At 52.9% G+C, this 18486-nt stretch carries 20 protein-coding genes and 2 tRNA genes; 17 read left to right on the top strand and 5 right to left on the bottom strand.

Features of this window, described 5'->3' with window-relative positions; translation table 11 throughout:
• Nucleotides 1–17: 17 nt before the first annotated feature.
• The 4 genes from mlaC (at nt 18) to murA (ending at nt 2704) form a co-directional block, all read left to right on the top strand.
• A complete protein-coding gene (gene mlaC, locus NA197_RS04580) occupies nt 18–653 on the top strand; it encodes a phospholipid-binding protein MlaC (RefSeq protein ID WP_000476467.1) in 636 nt (211 codons plus the stop codon).
• Nucleotides 653–949, top strand: a complete 297-nt coding sequence (gene mlaB, locus NA197_RS04585) for a lipid asymmetry maintenance protein MlaB (protein ID WP_000188844.1) — start codon at nt 653–655, stop codon at nt 947–949. The genes mlaC and mlaB overlap by 1 nt, the downstream gene beginning before the upstream one ends.
• Nucleotides 950–1136: 187 nt before the next feature.
• Nucleotides 1137–1391: a BolA family iron metabolism protein IbaG gene (gene ibaG / locus NA197_RS04590; protein ID WP_001518349.1), complete on the top strand. Its 255-nt coding sequence runs from the start codon at nt 1137–1139 to the stop codon at nt 1389–1391.
• A gap of 53 nt (nt 1392–1444) precedes the next feature.
• A complete protein-coding gene (gene murA / locus NA197_RS04595; RefSeq protein WP_000357286.1) occupies nt 1445–2704 on the top strand; it encodes a UDP-N-acetylglucosamine 1-carboxyvinyltransferase in 1260 nt (419 codons plus the stop codon).
• 58 nt (nt 2705–2762) lie between these two features.
• Here the strand turns inward: murA and sfsB are convergent, their stop codons facing one another.
• A complete protein-coding gene (gene sfsB / locus NA197_RS04600; RefSeq protein ID WP_000444167.1) occupies nt 2763–3050 on the bottom strand; it encodes a DNA-binding transcriptional regulator SfsB in 288 nt (95 codons plus the stop codon).
• Nucleotides 3051–3281: 231 nt separating this feature from the next.
• Nucleotides 3282–4253 (bottom strand): octaprenyl diphosphate synthase, encoded by a 972-nt coding sequence (ispB, locus tag NA197_RS04605; RefSeq protein ID WP_001047354.1) that lies wholly within the window; start codon nt 4251–4253, stop codon nt 3282–3284.
• Nucleotides 4254–4510: 257 nt separating this feature from the next.
• Here ispB and rplU point away from each other — a divergent pair, with 257 nt between their 5' ends.
• The 4 genes from rplU to cgtA all read left to right on the top strand — a co-directional run bounded on the left by rplU (nt 4511) and on the right by cgtA (nt 7382).
• A complete protein-coding gene (gene rplU, locus NA197_RS04610; protein ID WP_000271396.1) occupies nt 4511–4822 on the top strand; it encodes a 50S ribosomal protein L21 in 312 nt (103 codons plus the stop codon).
• 19 nt (nt 4823–4841) lie between these two features.
• Nucleotides 4842–5099 carry a 50S ribosomal protein L27 gene (gene rpmA, locus NA197_RS04615; protein ID WP_000940593.1) on the top strand — a complete coding sequence of 86 codons (258 nt, stop codon included), beginning with the start codon at nt 4842–4844 and terminating at the stop codon, nt 5097–5099.
• A gap of 129 nt (nt 5100–5228) precedes the next feature.
• Nucleotides 5229–6194 (top strand): DMT family transporter, encoded by a 966-nt coding sequence (locus NA197_RS04620; protein WP_000813052.1) that lies wholly within the window; start codon nt 5229–5231, stop codon nt 6192–6194.
• A gap of 15 nt (nt 6195–6209) precedes the next feature.
• Nucleotides 6210–7382: an Obg family GTPase CgtA gene (gene cgtA / locus NA197_RS04625; protein WP_000673556.1), complete on the top strand. Its 1173-nt coding sequence runs from the start codon at nt 6210–6212 to the stop codon at nt 7380–7382.
• Between the two features lie 130 nt (nt 7383–7512).
• Here the strand turns inward: cgtA and dacB are convergent, their stop codons facing one another.
• Nucleotides 7513–8946: a serine-type D-Ala-D-Ala carboxypeptidase gene (gene dacB, locus NA197_RS04630; RefSeq protein ID WP_001212680.1), complete on the bottom strand. Its 1434-nt coding sequence runs from the start codon at nt 8944–8946 to the stop codon at nt 7513–7515.
• Between the two features lie 247 nt (nt 8947–9193).
• Here dacB and greA point away from each other — a divergent pair, with 247 nt between their 5' ends.
• Complete coding sequence (greA, locus tag NA197_RS04635; RefSeq protein WP_001148008.1) at nt 9194–9670, top strand: transcription elongation factor GreA; 477 nt, start codon at nt 9194–9196, stop codon at nt 9668–9670.
• Between the two features lie 155 nt (nt 9671–9825).
• Here greA and yhbY read toward each other — a convergent pair whose 3' ends face one another.
• Entirely contained in the window at nt 9826–10119 is a 294-nt protein-coding gene (gene yhbY, locus NA197_RS04640) for a ribosome assembly RNA-binding protein YhbY (protein WP_001592995.1), read from the bottom strand.
• 126 nt (nt 10120–10245) lie between these two features.
• On the opposite strand from yhbY, the gene rlmE reads away from it, so the two are divergent.
• From rlmE to NA197_RS04670, 6 genes are all read left to right on the top strand, one after another.
• A complete protein-coding gene (rlmE, locus tag NA197_RS04645) occupies nt 10246–10872 on the top strand; it encodes a 23S rRNA (uridine(2552)-2'-O)-methyltransferase RlmE (RefSeq protein ID WP_000145974.1) in 627 nt (208 codons plus the stop codon).
• Nucleotides 10873–10975: 103 nt separating this feature from the next.
• Complete coding sequence (gene ftsH, locus NA197_RS04650; protein ID WP_001107481.1) at nt 10976–12910, top strand: ATP-dependent zinc metalloprotease FtsH; 1935 nt, start codon at nt 10976–10978, stop codon at nt 12908–12910.
• A gap of 104 nt (nt 12911–13014) precedes the next feature.
• Nucleotides 13015–13863, top strand: a complete 849-nt coding sequence (gene folP, locus NA197_RS04655) for a dihydropteroate synthase (protein ID WP_000764710.1) — start codon at nt 13015–13017, stop codon at nt 13861–13863.
• On the top strand, nt 13856–15193 hold the full coding sequence (gene glmM, locus NA197_RS04660) for a phosphoglucosamine mutase (protein WP_021000809.1): 1338 nt from the start codon (nt 13856–13858) through the stop codon (nt 15191–15193). Before folP ends, glmM begins: the two co-directional genes overlap by 8 nt.
• 222 nt (nt 15194–15415) lie before the next feature.
• On the top strand, nt 15416–15748 hold the full coding sequence (gene secG / locus NA197_RS04665) for a preprotein translocase subunit SecG (RefSeq protein WP_000272680.1): 333 nt from the start codon (nt 15416–15418) through the stop codon (nt 15746–15748).
• Between the two features lie 13 nt (nt 15749–15761).
• Nucleotides 15762–15848 (top strand) — tRNA-Leu (locus NA197_RS04670).
• A gap of 197 nt (nt 15849–16045) precedes the next feature.
• Here the strand turns inward: NA197_RS04670 and argG are convergent.
• A complete protein-coding gene (argG, locus tag NA197_RS04675; protein WP_000207645.1) occupies nt 16046–17389 on the bottom strand; it encodes an argininosuccinate synthase in 1344 nt (447 codons plus the stop codon).
• A gap of 343 nt (nt 17390–17732) precedes the next feature.
• Here argG and NA197_RS04680 point away from each other — a divergent pair.
• A tRNA-Met gene (locus NA197_RS04680) sits at nt 17733–17809 on the top strand.
• A 207-nt stretch (nt 17810–18016) separates the two neighbouring features.
• Nucleotides 18017–18469: a ribosome maturation factor RimP gene (rimP, locus tag NA197_RS04685; RefSeq protein WP_000105461.1), complete on the top strand. Its 453-nt coding sequence runs from the start codon at nt 18017–18019 to the stop codon at nt 18467–18469.
• Nucleotides 18470–18486: the final 17 nt, after the last annotated feature.

Below are 18486 nucleotides of genomic sequence, written 5' to 3' on the forward strand. Positions count from 1 at the left end.
CTCAGGAGAATTGAGGCATGTTTAAACGACTGATGATGGTGGCCCTGCTGATCATTGCGCCATTAAGCGCAGCAACGGCAGCGGATCAGAGCAATCCTTATAAACTGATGAACGAGGCGGCGCAGAAAACGTTTGATCGCCTGAAAAACGAACAGCCGAAAATTCGTGCCAATCCGGATTACCTGCGCGACGTTGTTGATCAGGAACTTCTGCCGTACGTGCAGGTAAAATATGCCGGCGCGCTGGTGTTGGGCCGCTACTACAAAGAGGCGACCCCGGCGCAGCGTGAAGCCTATTTTGCCGCGTTTCGCGAATACCTGAAACAGGCCTACGGTCAGGCGCTGGCGATGTACCACGGCCAGACTTACCAGATAGCGCCTGAGCAACCGCTGGGCGATGCGACCATTGTGCCTATCCGTGTAACGATTATCGATCCCAACGGTCGTCCGCCGGTACGCCTGGATTTCCAGTGGCGCAAAAACACTCAGACCGGCAACTGGCAGGCGTATGACATGATTGCGGAAGGCGTCAGCATGATCACCACCAAGCAAAATGAGTGGAGCGACCTGCTGCGTACTAAAGGCATCGACGGCCTGACCGCACAACTGAAATCTATCTCTCAACAGAAAATTACTTTGGACGAGAAACAGTAATGACGCCGCAACTCACCTGGACGCGTGAGGCGGACACTCTGGTGCTGGCGGGAGAGCTGGATCAGGACGTGTTGGCGCCGCTATGGGACGCGCGCGTAGAAGCGATGACTGGCGTTACCCGTATCGACCTGAGCCAGATCTCCAGGGTGGATACGGGGGGACTGGCGCTGCTGGCGCACCTTGTGAACCAGGCAAAAAAGCAGGGTAATGCCGTATCGCTGTCTGGCGTTAACGACAAGGTTTACGCGCTGGCGCAATTATATAACTTGCCTGAAGACGTACTTCCCCGTATGTAATGAATGCCGGATGGTTTATCCGGCCTACACTTCGCATGATCCCCGTAGGCCGGATAAATTGCGTTAGCAGCACCATCCGGCACTTTTACCGCGCTGATTTATCAGCGTAATCTTTTGCTTATTTAAGACGGCGCGACTTTGCTCTAAGATGTTGGGCTGTTTTCACTATTTGACGAATAAAGAACCCATGGAAAATCATGAAATTCAGAGTGTGCTGATGAATGCCCTCTCCCTCCAGGAAGTCCACGTCTCCGGCGATGGCAGTCACTTTCAGGTTATTGCCGTGGGCGAGATGTTTGACGGCATGAGCCGGGTCAAGAAACAGCAAACGGTCTATGGGCCGCTAATGGAGTACATTGCGGACAACCGTATCCATGCCGTATCGATCAAAGCATATACCCCGGCGGAATGGGCGCGCGATCGTAAACTTAACGGATTTTAAGCTACGGGTAACCTGCCGGTAGCGGAGATGAATGCTTAACTGAGAATACAATAATGGATAAATTTCGTGTACAGGGGCCAACGACGCTCCAGGGCGAAGTCACAATTTCCGGCGCCAAAAACGCCGCGCTGCCGATCCTGTTCGCCGCTCTGCTGGCAGAAGAACCGGTAGAGATCCAAAACGTCCCAAAACTGAAAGACGTGGATACGTCGATGAAGCTCCTGAGCCAATTAGGCGCGAAAGTGGAACGCAATGGATCGGTACACATTGACGCCAGCCAGGTGAACGTATTCTGCGCGCCTTATGATCTGGTTAAGACCATGCGCGCCTCGATATGGGCGCTGGGGCCGCTGGTTGCCCGTTTTGGTCAGGGACAAGTCTCTCTGCCGGGGGGCTGTACTATCGGCGCGCGTCCGGTTGATCTACATATTACCGGTCTGGAACAACTGGGTGCGACCATCAAGCTGGAAGAGGGCTACGTAAAGGCATCCGTCGAAGGGCGTCTTAAAGGGGCGCATATCGTGATGGATAAGGTCAGCGTCGGCGCGACCGTCACCATTATGTGCGCCGCTACGCTGGCGGAAGGGACGACCATCATTGAAAACGCCGCGCGCGAGCCGGAAATTGTCGACACCGCTAACTTCCTGGTTACGCTGGGGGCGAAGATCGCCGGGCAGGGCACCGATCGTATTACGATCGAGGGCGTAGAGCGTCTGGGCGGCGGCGTTTATCGTGTGCTGCCGGATCGTATCGAAACGGGGACTTTCCTGGTGGCGGCAGCGATCTCTCGCGGCAAAATCATCTGCCGTAACGCGCAACCGGACACTCTGGACGCGGTACTGGCGAAACTGCGCGATGCGGGCGCGGATATCGAAGTGGGCGAGGACTGGATTAGTCTGGACATGCACGGCAAACGACCGAAGGCGGTCAATGTCCGTACCGCGCCGCACCCGGCATTCCCGACCGATATGCAGGCGCAGTTCACGTTGCTGAACCTGGTGGCGGAAGGGACGGGCTTTATCACTGAAACCGTCTTTGAAAACCGTTTTATGCACGTGCCTGAACTCAGTCGCATGGGCGCGCGTGCGGAAATTGAAAGCAATACCGTCATATGCCATGGCGTAGAAACGCTCTCTGGCGCCCAGGTCATGGCGACAGATCTGCGGGCATCTGCGAGCCTGGTGCTGGCGGGCTGTATTGCGGAAGGCACGACGATTGTGGATCGCATTTATCACATCGATCGCGGTTATGAGCGCATCGAAGACAAACTGCGCGCGCTAGGCGCGAATATTGAACGCGTGAAAGGCGAATAACCTTCTGTACGCTGAATAACCCCCGCGAACGCGATTGCGGGGGTTGTTTTACAGGCACTTACTCTACATTCTGTTTGTCTTTATTACGCGCTCTCATAAGCCGCGTTCTGTCGATAAACTCATGCGTGCGCGGATCGTGATAACGCGATGGCCAAATAACCCAGGGTTCCGTTCCCAATGCTTTCGCGATAATCAACTCTCCTTTCGGCCACGGGCGCGTTAATGCATTGGCCAGCGTGGATGAACTCAATCCATTCCGACGTGACTCAGCGGCCATTGAAGTCCCTTTTTTACGTAGTCCGGCAATGATATCGGCCGGATGCCAGTCAATAAGCTTGCTTTCCATACATCCATCACTCCTTAGGTTAATCACTTACGGTTTTAACAACCCGACGACGTTCGATACTATAACGCTTCGTGAAGGAATGTTCTAAAAAGTTCATGTAAGTAGCGACAATATTCAGAATATGCCAGGGTAAGTCCTGGATGAGTATGTGAACGACAGGCGATAGGGTATCTGGAGTTTATTAGAACTTAATGGGATATCCCGCGCAGTACGCGGGATAAGAGAACGGCATTAACGATCGCGCTGCACCGCGATGTGTGCGAGACCGATTAGCGCCTCACGCCATGGGGTATCCGGCAATATCTGCAACGCGGATATCGCTTTGTCGGCTTCTTCTTCCGCGCGCTGACGCGTCCATTCCAGCGAGCCGCAGGTGGTCATCGCTTCCAGAACCGGTTCCAGAAGATGACGGCCATTACCTTGTTCAATAGCGGTACGGATCATCGCTGACTGTTCTGGCGTACCGTGGCGCATGGCGTGAAGCAACGGTAAGGTGGGTTTGCCCTCATTGAGGTCATCACCCACATTTTTACCGAGATGCTCGCCGTCGGCGCTGTAATCCAGCAGATCGTCAATGAGCTGGAAAGCCGTACCAAGGTAGCGGCCATAGTCCTGCAACCCTTTCTCTTGCTCAGGCGTACAACCGGCGAGAATACCGGAGCACTGGGCGGCGGCTTCGAACAGACGGGCCGTTTTACTGTAAATCACCCGCATGTAATTTTCTTCGGTAATGTCCGGGTCATTCACGTTCATCAATTGCAGCACTTCGCCTTCTGCAATCACGTTGACCGCTTCCGACATCACTTCCAGCACTTTTAACGAGCCGAGGCTGGTCATCATCTGGAAGGCGCGGGTATAGATAAAGTCGCCGACCAACACGCTGGCGGCATTACCGAAAGCGGCATTTGCCGTCGCTTTGCCGCGACGCATATCGGATTCATCCACCACATCATCATGTAGCAGCGTCGCCGTGTGGATAAACTCGATCAGAGCGGCGATAGTCACGTGCGCGTTACCCTGATAACCCACCGCGCGCGCGGCAAGAACGGCAATCATCGGACGAATGCGTTTTCCGCCGCCGCTAATAATGTAATATCCTAGCTGATTAATCAGTTGAACGTCGGAATTAAGCTGTTCAAGGATTGTCGCATTGACACCCGCCATATCTTGCGCGGTTAACTCGTTGATTTTTTCTAAATTCATCGCAAAAGCCGGGCTTATCGCCCCGATTATCCCATGTCTGAATGAGGTAACGTAGGGTTTATGGTTAGAAATATACCCTGATTGTACTGAAAAAACGCCGCAGATAAACGTTACCGTATGCGTTGTGTTTTTTTTCTTCATGTATTGATGGTAGCACTTGTCAAAGCCGTGCAATTTGCGTAATATTCGCGCCCTATTGTGAATATTTATAGCGCGCTCTGAATCATTGAAAGGTGTGCGCGGAAGCGGAGTTTTTTATGTACGCGGTTTTCCAAAGTGGTGGTAAACAACACCGAGTAAGCGAAGGTCAGACCGTTCGCCTGGAAAAGCTGGACATCGCAACTGGCGAAACTATCGAGTTCGCTGAAGTTCTGATGATCGCAAACGGTGAAGAAGTCAAAATCGGCGTTCCTTTCGTTGATGGCGGCGTAATCAAAGCTGAAGTTGTTGCCCACGGTCGTGGCGAGAAAGTTAAAATCGTTAAGTTTCGTCGCCGTAAACACTACCGTAAGCAGCAGGGCCATCGTCAGTGGTTCACTGATGTGAAAATTACCGGCATCAGCGCTTAAGATTAGGGGAGCAGATTAAATGGCACATAAAAAGGCTGGCGGCTCGACTCGTAACGGTCGCGATTCTGAAGCTAAACGTCTGGGCGTAAAACGCTTTGGCGGTGAAGCAGTTCTGGCAGGCAGCATCATCGTTCGTCAACGTGGTACTAAATTCCACGCTGGTACCAACGTTGGTTGCGGTCGTGACCACACTCTGTTTGCTAAAGCAGACGGTAAAGTGAAATTCGAAGTTAAAGGCCCGAAAAACCGTAAATACATCAGCATCGTTGCTGAGTAAGTTTTTTGTGGTCCGGTAACGGATGAAAGCCCCGCACCTGTTGCGGGGCTTTTTACATTCGATGGCCGACTAAAATATACCCGTGTGGCTGTGCGAATGCCGTTAACGGGTCTTTGCAGGGAACACGGCATGAAGCAGCAGGCAGGCATTGGCATTCTTTTAGCGCTCACTACCGCGATGTGCTGGGGAGCGTTGCCAATAGCAATGAAGCAAGTGCTGGAGGTGATGGAGCCTTCAACCATTGTCTTCTACCGCTTCTTAATGGCCAGTATTGGCCTCGGGGCGATACTGGCAGTAAAAAGAAAGCTGCCGCCGCTGCGTATTTTTCGTAAGCCGCGCTGGTTGGTGTTATTGGCGATAGCGACCTGCGGACTGTTCGGTAATTTCATTTTGTTCAGTTCTTCCCTGCAATATTTAAGCCCAACCGCGTCGCAGGTTATCGGTCAGCTCTCGCCGGTTGGCATGATGGTCGCCAGCGTCTTTATTCTGAAAGAAAAGATGCGCGGTACGCAGGTGATTGGCGCGCTGATGTTATTGAGCGGGCTGGTAATGTTTTTTAACACCAGTCTGATCGAGATTTTTACCCGACTGACCGACTACACCTGGGGCGTTATTTTTGGCGTAGGCGCGGCGATGGTGTGGGTGAGCTATGGCGTGGCGCAAAAAGTATTATTGCGACGTCTGGCCTCGCAGCAGATCCTGTTTTTACTGTACACTTTATGTACGATAGCGCTCTTGCCGCTGGCAAAACCGATGGTGATAGCGCAACTGAGCGACTGGCAGCTCGCCTGTTTGATTTTCTGCGGGCTAAATACGCTGGTAGGATATGGCGCCCTGGCGGAAGCGATGGCGCGTTGGCAGGCGGCGCAGGTGAGCGCGATAATCACGCTTACACCGCTATTTACCCTGCTGTTTTCAGATCTTTTATCTATGGCCTGGCCCGATTTCTTCGCCAGACCGATGTTAAACCTTTTAGGTTATCTCGGTGCGTTTGTCGTGGTTGCGGGCGCGATGTATTCCGCCATTGGTCATCGTATTTGGGGCGGTTTACGCAAGCATGAAACGGTGGTTTCGCAACCCCGCTCAGGCGAATGATTTACGGAGAATAAAATGAAGTTTGTTGATGAAGCATCGATTCTGGTCGTTGCAGGCGATGGCGGTAATGGCTGTGTGAGCTTCCGCCGCGAAAAATATATCCCGAAAGGCGGCCCGGACGGCGGTGATGGCGGCGACGGCGGCGACGTCTGGATGGAAGCCGATGAAAACCTGAATACGCTGATCGATTACCGCTTTGAAAAATCGTTCCGCGCTGAACGTGGTCAGAATGGCGCGAGCCGCGACTGTACCGGTAAACGCGGTAAAGACGTGACCATCAAAGTGCCGGTCGGTACGCGCGTTATCGACCAGGGAACCGGTGAAACGATGGGCGACATGACCAAACACGGTCAGCGTCTGTTGGTCGCGAAGGGCGGCTGGCATGGGCTAGGCAATACCCGTTTTAAATCCTCGGTTAACCGTACGCCGCGCCAGAAAACCAATGGTACGCCGGGCGATAAGCGCGACCTGCTGCTGGAACTGATGCTGCTGGCGGATGTCGGGATGCTGGGGATGCCAAATGCCGGTAAATCAACGTTCATTCGCGCGGTATCGGCAGCAAAACCGAAAGTCGCGGACTATCCGTTTACCACGCTGGTGCCGAGCCTGGGCGTGGTACGTATGGACAGCGAAAAGAGTTTTGTGGTGGCCGACATTCCGGGGTTGATCGAAGGCGCGGCGGAAGGCGCGGGCTTGGGGATTCGCTTCCTGAAGCACCTCGAACGTTGCCGCGTACTGCTGCACCTCATTGATATCGATCCGATCGACGGTTCCGATCCGGTGGAAAACGCCCGTATCATTATTGGCGAACTGGAAAAATACAGCCAGGATCTGGCGGCTAAACCGCGCTGGTTAGTGTTCAACAAGATCGATCTGATGGATAAAACCGAAGCGGAAGAGAAAGCGAAAGCGATCGCCGAAGCGTTGGGCTGGGAAGGGAAATACTATCTGATTTCCGCTGCCAGTCAGCTAGGGGTGAAAGATCTTTGCTGGGATGTGATGACCTTTATCATCGAGAATCCGATCGCGCAGGCTGAAGAAGCAAAACAGCCGGAAAAAGTCGAGTTCATGTGGGACGATTATCATCGCCAGCAGTTGGCTGAAGTGGAAGAAGACGCAGACGATGACTGGGATGACGACTGGGATGAAGACGACGAAGAAGGCGTCGAGTTCATCTACAAACGTTAATCTCGTAGCCGGATGGCGCTAACGCTTATCCGGCCTATAAAAGCCAACGGGCCGCATTTGCGGCCCGTTTTATTATGTTCGTTGTAGGCCGGATAAGGCGCGTTAGCGCCGCCATCCGGCAATAATGCACTCAGTTATTCTGATAAATATCCTTATACAACCGACTCTCGAAGCGTACCAGCGGGATTCGGCGATTACGCTGATCGGCAGGTGGAACCGCGTAGCCGGACAAATACTGTACAAATGCCATCCGTTGCCCGCTTGCGGTGGTAATAAAGCCCGCCAGATTATACACGCCCTGCAGTGATCCGGTTTTCGCCGAAACCTTACCGTCTACGCCCGCCTGATGCAGCCCGGCGCGGTATTGTAATGAACCATCATAGCCCGCCAGCGGCAGCATAGAGATAAAGTTCAGCTCGTTATCATGTTGGGCGATATATTGCAGCACCTGCATCATCGTGGCGGGAGCGATCAGATTATGGCGAGAAAGACCGGAACCGTCGGCAATAATGGTATTGCCGATATCAATTCCCGCCTGTTGGCGCAGAATCTGGCGAACGGCATCCGATCCCGCCCGCCAGGTGCCAGGCACGTTAAACCTGACATGACCAATCATCCGAAAAACAGTATCGGCGATCATGTTGTCTGACTTTTTCAGCATAATCTTAAGCAGATCGTGCAGTGGCGCCGACTGTTTACTGGCGACGATCGTTCCGGGCTCGTTAACCTGCGTCTGGCGCAGCAGCGTGCCGCGGTAAGTTATCCCGGCCTCTTTCAGTTCCTGCTTGAGGATCGCGCCCGCGTAGCTGGCGCCGTCCTGAATAGCAAAGGCCAGCGGCAGCGGGTCGGCGCGCTGTGGTAAACAGCCGGTAAGCGTATAACGGTTCAAATCGCCAGGCACAACATCCAGCTCGCAATACTGCGCGTCTGCCGAACCGCGCGGTAGAGTCCGTACCTGGCTGAACATCGTTACCGGATAATAAGAGGCCACGCGAATAAAGGCTAAATCGTTTGGTTTTTGCGCGCTATAAAGCGACACAGAAAAACAGTTGCGGTCAACAATGGCGGCGGCGGGAGGCGCGCTGAAACACTGCGTCAGGTCGTTCCACGGCCAGCCTGGCGCTTTATCGTGGCTGGCGAAAATCGACGTGTCGATAAGCACATTGCCGTCGATTTGCGTGACGCCGGACTTTTTCAGCGTCGCGACCATATTGCGAATATCCTGACGTTTTAGCGTTGGATCGCCACCGAAGCGCGCAATTACGTCACCTTTCAGGATGCCGTTATCGACGTTGCCTTTAGTCTCCAGCGTGGTCGTAAAACGGAAATCCGGGCCGAGTTGAATCAGCGCCGCCAGCGCGGTAATCACCTTTTGGGTACTGGCGGGAAGCGCCATCTGCTGACTATGATAATCAATAGCCGGCGCGGGCGCGCCAATCTTTTGCACCATCAGCGCGAGGTTGGCGCCGGCCGGAAGCTGTTTGATGTATTCGTCAATATTCGCGGCCTGAACGCTGAACGCTATACTGGTGGTCAATCCGATGATAAATCTGGAAAATCGCATAATCTCGCGCTAACACCCTGGAAACAAGCCGTCATACTACGGCGCAACGCCCTAAAAAGTAAACGATGACCCATAGGGAACTCCAGGGTAAAATGGTTATCAAAGAGGAAATTGTAGCTGACCTGGGACTGCGCGCCCGGGTTGGTGTTTTTTTGCTTCTGACCCTGGTATGGCATATGCCGGGGCTGGCTTAGCAGCCGGGGTAGAGTTCATTGCCCCCTACAGGAATGTTCAAGAGGTATAACAAATGCAAGCTATTCCGATGACCTTACGCGGAGCCGAAAAACTGCGCGAAGAGCTGGATTTTCTGAAATCTGTGCGCCGTCCTGAAATCATCGCCGCTATCGCCGAAGCGCGCGAACATGGCGATTTAAAAGAAAACGCGGAGTATCATGCTGCACGCGAACAGCAGGGTTTCTGCGAAGGGCGCATTAAAGATATCGAAGCAAAACTGTCGAATGCGCAGGTGATTGATGTCACTAAAATGCCGAACAATGGTCGCGTGATTTTCGGCGCTACCGTCACGGTGCTGAACCTGGACACCGACGAAGAGCAGACCTACCGCATTGTTGGCGATGATGAGGCGGATTTTAAGCAAAATCTCATTTCGGTAAACTCGCCAATCGCTCGCGGTCTGATCGGCAAAGAGCAAGATGACGTCGTGGTGATCAAAACGCCTGGCGGCGATGTGGAATACGAAGTGCTTAAAGTGGAATACCTTTAAGTAGTACTCAATACGCAAATTGTTGGTGTATTGTAAAGAAAGGAAAAAGGCCGCATAGCGGCCTTTTATCAACGGAGAGAGCGTGGCATTTTGCTCTCCTGCTCGTGGAAAACCCCTCGTTTTACACAGATTTTGTGTTCGACTTTAGGATATCCTTAACGCGGCAGCGAGATTTTACGCTCTTTAGTTGGGCGATACAGCACCAGCGTTTTACCGATGACCTGTACGTTACAGGCGCCGGTTTCGCGCACGATAGCGTCCACGATCAAGGTTTTTGTTTCGCGATCTTCCGAGGCGATTTTCACCTTGATAAGTTCATGGTGCTCTAACGCTTGTTCAATCTCGGCCAGTACCCCTTCGGTCAAACCATTATTGCCAAGCATAACAACAGGCTTGAGCGGATGTGCCAGACCTTTTAGGTGCTGTTTTTGTTTAGTACTCAGATTCATCGTATATTTTTGCTTACGTTGGGATTGAAAACGGGTCATTCTACCGCCATCTCCCTTATATCGCCAAATAGGCGTGTAGAAATTTACGCCATTGGCTACGATGAACTGCCCCGACGGGAAAGTTAAATGACAGGTAAAAAGCGTTCTGCCAGCTCAAGCCGCTGGCTTCAGGAACACTTTAGCGATAAATATGTTCAACAGGCGCAGAAAAAGGGGCTACGCTCCCGTGCCTGGTTTAAACTTGATGAAATACAGCAAAGTGACAAACTTTTTAAGCCGGGAATGACGGTAGTTGATCTCGGCGCTGCGCCAGGAGGCTGGTCACAGTATGTGGTCACGCAGATTGGCGGCAAAGGCCGCATCATCGCTTGTGATCTTTTACCTATGGATCCTATCGTTGGTGTGGACTTTCTTCAGGGCGATTTTCGTGATGAACTTGTCATGAAAGCGTTACTGGAACGCGTGGGTGACAGTAAAGTACAAGTTGTCATGTCGGATATGGCACCAAACATGAGCGGAACACCGGCGGTGGATATCCCCCGCGCCATGTATCTGGTGGAGCTGGCGTTAGAGATGTGCCGCGATGTGCTGGCGCCAGGCGGAAGTTTTGTAGTGAAGGTGTTCCAGGGCGAAGGTTTCGATGAGTATCTAAGGGAAATTCGCTCCCTGTTTACGAAGGTTAAAGTTCGTAAGCCGGACTCTTCGCGTGCGCGTTCGCGTGAAGTGTACATTGTAGCGACCGGGCGAAAGTGATAACCGGCAGATTTCAGACGTAAGGTTTGAAAGAAACTGGATATAGAGTATCCTGACGCTGTTTTTAACACAGTTGTAATAAGAGGTTAATCCCTTGAGTGACATGGCGAAAAACCTAATACTCTGGCTGGTCATTGCCGTTGTGCTGATGTCAGTATTCCAGAGCTTTGGGCCCAGCGAGTCTAATGGCCGTAAGGTGGATTACTCTACCTTCCTGCAAGAGGTCAATCAGGACCAGGTTCGCGAAGCGCGTATCAACGGACGTGAGATCAACGTTACCAAGAAAGATAGTAACCGTTACACGACTTACATTCCGATTAATGATCCGAAGCTGCTTGATAACCTGCTGACTAAAAACGTCAAGGTTGTTGGCGAACCACCTGAAGAGCCAAGCCTGCTGGCTTCTATCTTCATTTCCTGGTTCCCGATGCTGTTGCTGATCGGCGTCTGGATCTTCTTCATGCGTCAGATGCAGGGCGGCGGTGGCAAAGGCGCCATGTCGTTCGGTAAGAGCAAGGCGCGTATGCTGACGGAAGATCAGATCAAAACCACGTTTGCTGACGTCGCGGGTTGTGACGAAGCGAAAGAAGAAGTGGCGGAACTGGTTGAATACCTGCGTGAACCGAGCCGTTTCCAGAAGCTGGGCGGTAAAATTCCGAAAGGCGTCCTGATGGTCGGCCCGCCGGGTACCGGTAAAACCCTGCTGGCAAAAGCCATTGCGGGTGAAGCGAAGGTGCCATTCTTTACGATTTCCGGTTCTGACTTTGTGGAAATGTTCGTCGGTGTCGGCGCGTCTCGTGTGCGTGACATGTTCGAACAGGCCAAGAAAGCGGCGCCGTGCATTATCTTCATCGATGAAATCGACGCCGTAGGTCGCCAGCGTGGCGCAGGTCTGGGCGGCGGTCACGATGAACGTGAGCAGACGTTGAACCAGATGCTGGTTGAGATGGACGGCTTCGAAGGTAACGAAGGTATCATCGTTATCGCCGCAACTAACCGTCCGGACGTTCTGGACCCGGCGCTGCTGCGTCCAGGCCGTTTTGACCGTCAGGTGGTGGTAGGCCTGCCGGATGTGCGCGGTCGTGAGCAGATTCTGAAGGTGCATATGCGTCGCGTACCGTTAGCGACGGATATTGATGCGGCGATCATTGCGCGCGGTACGCCGGGCTTCTCCGGTGCTGACCTGGCGAACCTGGTCAACGAAGCGGCGCTGTTTGCAGCTCGTGGTAATAAGCGCGTTGTGTCGATGGTTGAGTTCGAGAAAGCGAAAGACAAAATCATGATGGGCGCCGAACGTCGCTCCATGGTGATGACGGAAGCGCAGAAAGAGTCGACCGCGTACCACGAAGCGGGCCACGCGATTATCGGTCGCCTGGTGCCGGAACACGATCCGGTGCACAAAGTGACGATTATCCCGCGTGGTCGTGCGCTGGGCGTGACCTTCTTCTTGCCTGAAGGCGACGCGATCAGCGCCAGCCGTCAGAAGCTGGAAAGCCAAATCAGCACGCTGTACGGCGGCCGTCTGGCGGAAGAGATTATCTACGGCGTTGAGCATGTTTCTACCGGCGCGTCGAACGACATTAAAGTCGCGACTAACCTGGCGCGTAACATGGTCACCCAGTGGGGCTTCTCGGAGAAACTCGGTCCGTTGCTGTATGCGGAAGAAGAGGGCGAAGTATTCCTCGGCCGTAGCGTCGCAAAAGCGAAACATATGTCTGATGAAACTGCGCGTATCATCGACCAGGAAGTGAAAGCGCTGATTGAACGTAACTACAATCGCGCTCGTCAGATCCTGACTGACAATATGGATATTCTGCACGCGATGAAAGATGCGCTGATGAAATATGAAACCATCGATGCGCCGCAGATTGATGACCTGATGGCGCGTCGTGAAGTGCGTCCGCCTGCGGGCTGGGAAGATCCAAACGGCACCAATAACTCTGACAGCAATGGTACGCCTCAGGCGCCGCGTCCGGTTGATGAACCACGCACGCCGAACCCGGGCAACACGATGTCAGAGCAGCTGGGCGACAAATAAACGTTTGTTGTACAACATTATGTTTAGCGCTCACCGAAACCCTGGGGCTTGCCCCGGGGTTTTTCTTTTTTTAACTCACCACAAATAAAACAGGGATTTTGACCATGAAACTCTTCGCTCAGGGCGCCACGCTCGATCTCACTCATCCGCATGTTATGGGGATCCTGAACGTAACGCCGGATTCGTTCTCCGACGGCGGCGCGCATAACACGCTGATTGAGGCGGTGAAACATGCGAATTTAATGGTGAATGCCGGGGCGACAATTATTGATGTGGGGGGGGAATCAACGCGACCAGGCGCGGCAGAAGTGAGCGTGGAAGAAGAGCTGGATCGCGTTATTCCGGTACTGGAAGCAATCGCGCAACGTTTTGAAGTGTGGATTTCTGTGGATACCTCTAAACCCGAGGTGATCCGTGAAGCGGCAAGGGCGGGCGCGCATATTATCAATGATGTCCGTTCACTCTCCGAACCCGGCGCGTTGGAAGCGGCAGCGGAAACCGGCTTGCCGGTCAGTCTTATGCACATGCAGGGCAACCCCAAAACCATGCAGGAGGCGCCGAAATATGACGATGTCTTTGCCGAGGTGAATCGCTACTTTATTGAGCAAATAGCACGTTGTGAGAAGGCCGGCATCGCAAAAGAGAAATTGTTGCTCGACCCAGGATTCGGTTTCGGTAAAAATCTCTCTCACAATTATACCTTACTGGCGCGACTGGGTGAGTTTCATCATTTTAACCTGCCGCTGCTGGTGGGCATGTCACGTAAAACGATGGTTGGTCAGTTACTTAACGTGGGACCATCAGACCGTCTGAACGGTAGCCTTGCGTGCGCGGTAATTGCCGCGATGCAGGGCGCGCAGATCATTCGCGTCCATGACGTCAAAGAAACCGTAGAGGCGATGCGGGTGGTAGAAGCCACTCTGTCTGCAAAGGAAAACAAACGCTATGAGTAATCGTAAATATTTCGGTACCGATGGGATTCGCGGACGTGTAGGCAATGCCCCCATTACACCTGATTTCGTGCTTAAACTGGGTTGGGCTGCCGGAAAAGTGCTGGCGCGTCATGGTTCGCGTAAAATCATTATCGGTAAAGATACGCGTATTTCCGGCTATATGCTGGAGTCCGCGCTGGAGGCGGGCCTTGCCGCTGCGGGACTGTCGGCCTCGTTTACCGGGCCTATGCCAACGCCAGCCGTCGCCTATCTGACGCGGACTTTCCGCGCGGAGGCGGGTATCGTTATCTCGGCTTCGCATAACCCGTTCTATGATAACGGCATTAAATTCTTCTCTATCGACGGTACGAAACTGCCTGACGATGTGGAAGAAGCCATCGAAGCCGAAATGGAAAAAGAGATCACCTGCGTAGACTCCGCCGAGCTGGGGAAAGCGAGCCGCATCGTCGATGCCGCCGGACGCTATATTGAGTTCTGTAAAGGCACCTTCCCGAACGAACTGAGCCTCAATGGCCTGAAAGTGGTTGTGGATTGCGCCAACGGCGCTACCTACCATATCGCGCCGAATGTGCTGCGCGAGCTGGGCGCGACCGTTATCGCCATCGGCTGTGAGCCAAACGGCGTCAACATTAACGAAGAAGTGGGCGCGACCGACGTGCGCGCGTTGCAGGCGCGCGTGTTGGCGGAGAAGGCGGAACTCGGCATCGCGCTTGACGGCGACGGCGACCGGGTCATCATGGTTGACCATGAAGGCAATAAAGTCGATGGCGATCAGATCATGTATATCATCGCGCGCGAAGGGCTGCGCCAGGGGCAACTGCGCGGCGGCGCGGTGGGGACGCTGATGAGCAATATGGGGCTGGAGCTGGCGCTCAAGCAGCTTGGCATTCCGTTTGCCCGGGCGAAAGTGGGCGACCGCTACGTGCTGGAAAAATTGCAGGAAAAAGGCTGGCGCATCGGCGCGGAAAACTCTGGTCACGTTATTCTGCTGGATAAAACGACCACTGGCGACGGTATTGTAGCGGGGCTACAAGTTCTGGCGGCGATGGTGCGTAATCATATGAGTCTGCACGATCTGTGCAGCGGTATGAAAATGTTCCCGCAGATTCTGGTTAACGTGCGTTACACCGCCGGTAGCGGCGATCCGCTGGAAAATGAAGCGGTGAAAGCGGTAACGGCGGACGTAGAAGCCACGCTCGGCAATCGTGGGCGGGTACTGCTACGTAAATCCGGTACCGAACCGCTGATTCGCGTGATGGTTGAAGGCGAGGATGAAGCGCAGGTTACGGCATTCGCCCATCGTATCGCGGATGCGGTAAAAGCCGTTTAAGCGTTTAAGTGACTAAAAAGGCGGCGGTTGCCGCCTTACGGCCCGCAAAAAACAACGCTTTTGCTGTTTTTTTCCGCAGTTGATACAATGCGCTTAAATTGCCCTTGCGAAGGTCATTCGCTTTGGTTAGTATTCACACCCGCTTCAGTGGGAAACAGTAAAAATCCCGCTTTATTGGTAGAAGCATTGGTACGCGGCAACTCCGCAAGGAACAGGTTGATTATGTACGAAGCTCTTTTAGTTGTTTTCCTTATTGTGGCAATTGGCCTTGTAGGTCTGATCATGCTGCAGCAAGGTAAAGGCGCTGATATGGGAGCCTCCTTCGGAGCAGGCGCTTCCGCTACGCTATTTGGTTCAAGTGGTTCTGGTAACTTCATGACCCGAATGACGGCGGTATTGGCGACGCTGTTCTTCATCATCAGTCTGGTGTTGGGTAATATCAATAGCAACAAAACCAATAAAGGAAGCGAGTGGGAAAATCTGAGCGCGCCGGCGAAGACCGAGCAGACTCAACCTGCTGCACCGGCCCAGCCGACCAGCGATATCCCGCGCTAATAGCAGTATCCGTGCCGAGGTGGTGGAATTGGTAGACACGCTACCTTGAGGTGGTAGTGCCCAATAGGGCTTACGGGTTCAAGTCCCGTCCTCGGTACCAATATTCCGAAAGAAAGACGCTGAAAAGCGTCTTTTTTTTCGTCTGTTATTTGTGGTTGTCTGTAGGTCGGATAAGGCGTTTACGCCGCCATCCGACATTATTACAACCCATGATGGCGCTACGTTTATCAGGCCTATAGACACCTTATATTCCGCGCATAAAAAAGGCCGCTTTCGCGGCCTTAGAATGATAAATGTTTACTTCGCTTTGTTTTCCAGATTTTCAACCTGCGGCAGACCGGTCGCGGAAGAGGCGGTTAACAGACCCGCTTTCGCGTAGCCGAACAGTTTCTCGCGGGTATCGGTAATGTCCAGATTACGCATGGTCAGCTGGCCAATACGATCGTCCGGTGAGAACACGGACTCGCCTTTCTCCATGGTCAGACGCTCAGCCTTATAGGTCAGATTGTCGGACACGGTATTCAGGATGGAGTAGTCGTTGCCGCGACGCAGCTCCAACGTCACTTCACCGGTAATCTGGCTGGCGACCCAACGTTGCAGGCCGTCACGCAGCATCAGCGCCTGCGAGTCGAACCAGCGGCCCTGATACAGCAGTTTACCCAGCTGACGACCATGAGAATGATACTGTTCAATGGTGTCTTCGTTGTGAATACCGGTCAACAGACGCTCGTAAGCGATGTGCAGCAGCGCCATTCCGGGGGCTTCATAAATACCGCGGCTTTTTGCTTCAATGATGCGGTTTTCAATTTGGTCGCTCATGCCCAGGCCGTGACGGCCGCCGATGCGGTTTGCTTCCAGCATCATCTCAACATCATCGCTGAAGGTTTTACCGTTCAGGGCAACAGGGTGACCCTGTTCGAAGCGGACGGTCACCTCTTCTGCCGGGATCTTCACGCTCTCGTCCCAGAACTTCACGCCCATAATCGGGTTGACGATCTTGACGCTGGAGTTAAGAAACTCCAGATCTTTCGCTTCATGCGTGGCGCCGAGCATGTTGGAGTCGGTGGAGTAGGCTTTTTCGACTGACATCTTATAGTCGAAACCGCAGGCAATCATAAATTCAGACATCTCATGGCGACCACCCAGCTCATCGATAAAGTCGGTATCCAGCCACGGTTTGTAAATCTGTAATTCAGCATTCGTCAGCAGGCCGTAACGATAGAAACGTTCAATATCGTTGCCTTTATAGGTACTGCCGTCGCCCCAGATATTCACGCCGTCTTCTTTCATCGCGGCGACCAGCATCGTGCCGGTTACGGCACGGCCCAGAGGCGTGGTATTGAAATAGGTCAGTCCGCCAGTCGTATTATGGAAAGCGCCGCACTGAATCGCTGCGATCCCTTCTGCAACCAACTGCTTGCGGCAATCAATCAGGCGAGCATTCTCTGCGCCATACTCCATTGCGCGACGAGGAATGGCGTCATAGTCATCCTCATCCGGTTGTCCCAGATTCGCAGTATAGGCATATGGGACAGCTCCTTTTTGTCGCATCCACAGCAGCGCGGCGCTGGTGTCCAGACCGCCGGAAAAAGCGATACCAATACGTTGACCTGCTGGAAGATGCTTAAGAATCGTCGTCATAGAATAGAACCCTGCTTGATTGACTGATAATGAGATCGGTTTCTGCTTTAGTGCATTTTTATGCAAAATAAATGAGTTTTCATTTAATCATCTTTTAGCAGAGACAGGAAGCGTTTAGTGAAGGTTTACTGAAATAACGTTGTGACATGCGTGTATAAGCCGGAGAGGTGGGATGAGTATAACGAAGAGTGATATTCATTCATCTGCATATTGGGAATAGGGTTGACATAACTCATGCCAGGTCACTATACTGTGCGCAGATTTTACGTCCCGTCCTCGGTACCAAATCCCAGCAGTATTTGCAAATTTTGCCCAAAACGAGTAGAATTTGCCACGTTTCAGGCGCGGGGTGGAGCAGCCTGGTAGCTCGTCGGGCTCATAACCCGAAGGTCGTCGGTTCAAATCCGGCCCCCGCAACCACTTTCCCTTAGAGTTCTTTTTCAAATATACTGTGAAGATTATGTCCTTCGTAGCTGGATTTGAAAAAAATTCTTTCGGAAGGTACACCAGACCGCCGTTGCGGTTATAGGGTTCAGTTATCTAAAGCCCCGATTTATCGGGGTTTTTTGTTATCTGACTACAGAATAACTGGGCTTTAGGCCCTTTTTTTATGTCTTGGGGGTGGGCTTGTCCACATTAGAGCAAAAATTAACAGAGATGATTACAGCGCCAGTTGAAGCCTTAGGCTACGAGCTGGTCGGCATCGAATTTATTCGCGGTCGCACATCCACACTGCGCATCTATATTGATAGTGAAGATGGCATCAATGTTGATGATTGTGCTGATGTGAGCCACCAGGTAAGCGCGGTGCTGGACGTTGAAGATCCTATCTCCGTGGCTTACAACCTTGAAGTCTCGTCACCGGGTCTCGACCGTCCTATGTTCACTGCCGATCATTATGCGCGTTTCCAGGGTGAAGAAGTCGCGCTGGTTCTTCGCATGGCGGTACAGAACCGTCGCAAGTGGCAGGGCATTATCAAAGCGGTGGACGGTGAAATGATTACCGTCACAGTCGAAGGCAAAGATGAAGTGTTCGCGCTGAGTAATATCCAGAAGGCGAACCTGGTTCCCCACTTTTAACAGTCTGGATGAGGTGA

It is taken from the genome of Salmonella sp. NW884 (assembly GCF_051700745.1).
GTDB classification, from domain to species: Bacteria; Pseudomonadota; Gammaproteobacteria; order Enterobacterales; family Enterobacteriaceae; genus Salmonella; species Salmonella enterica.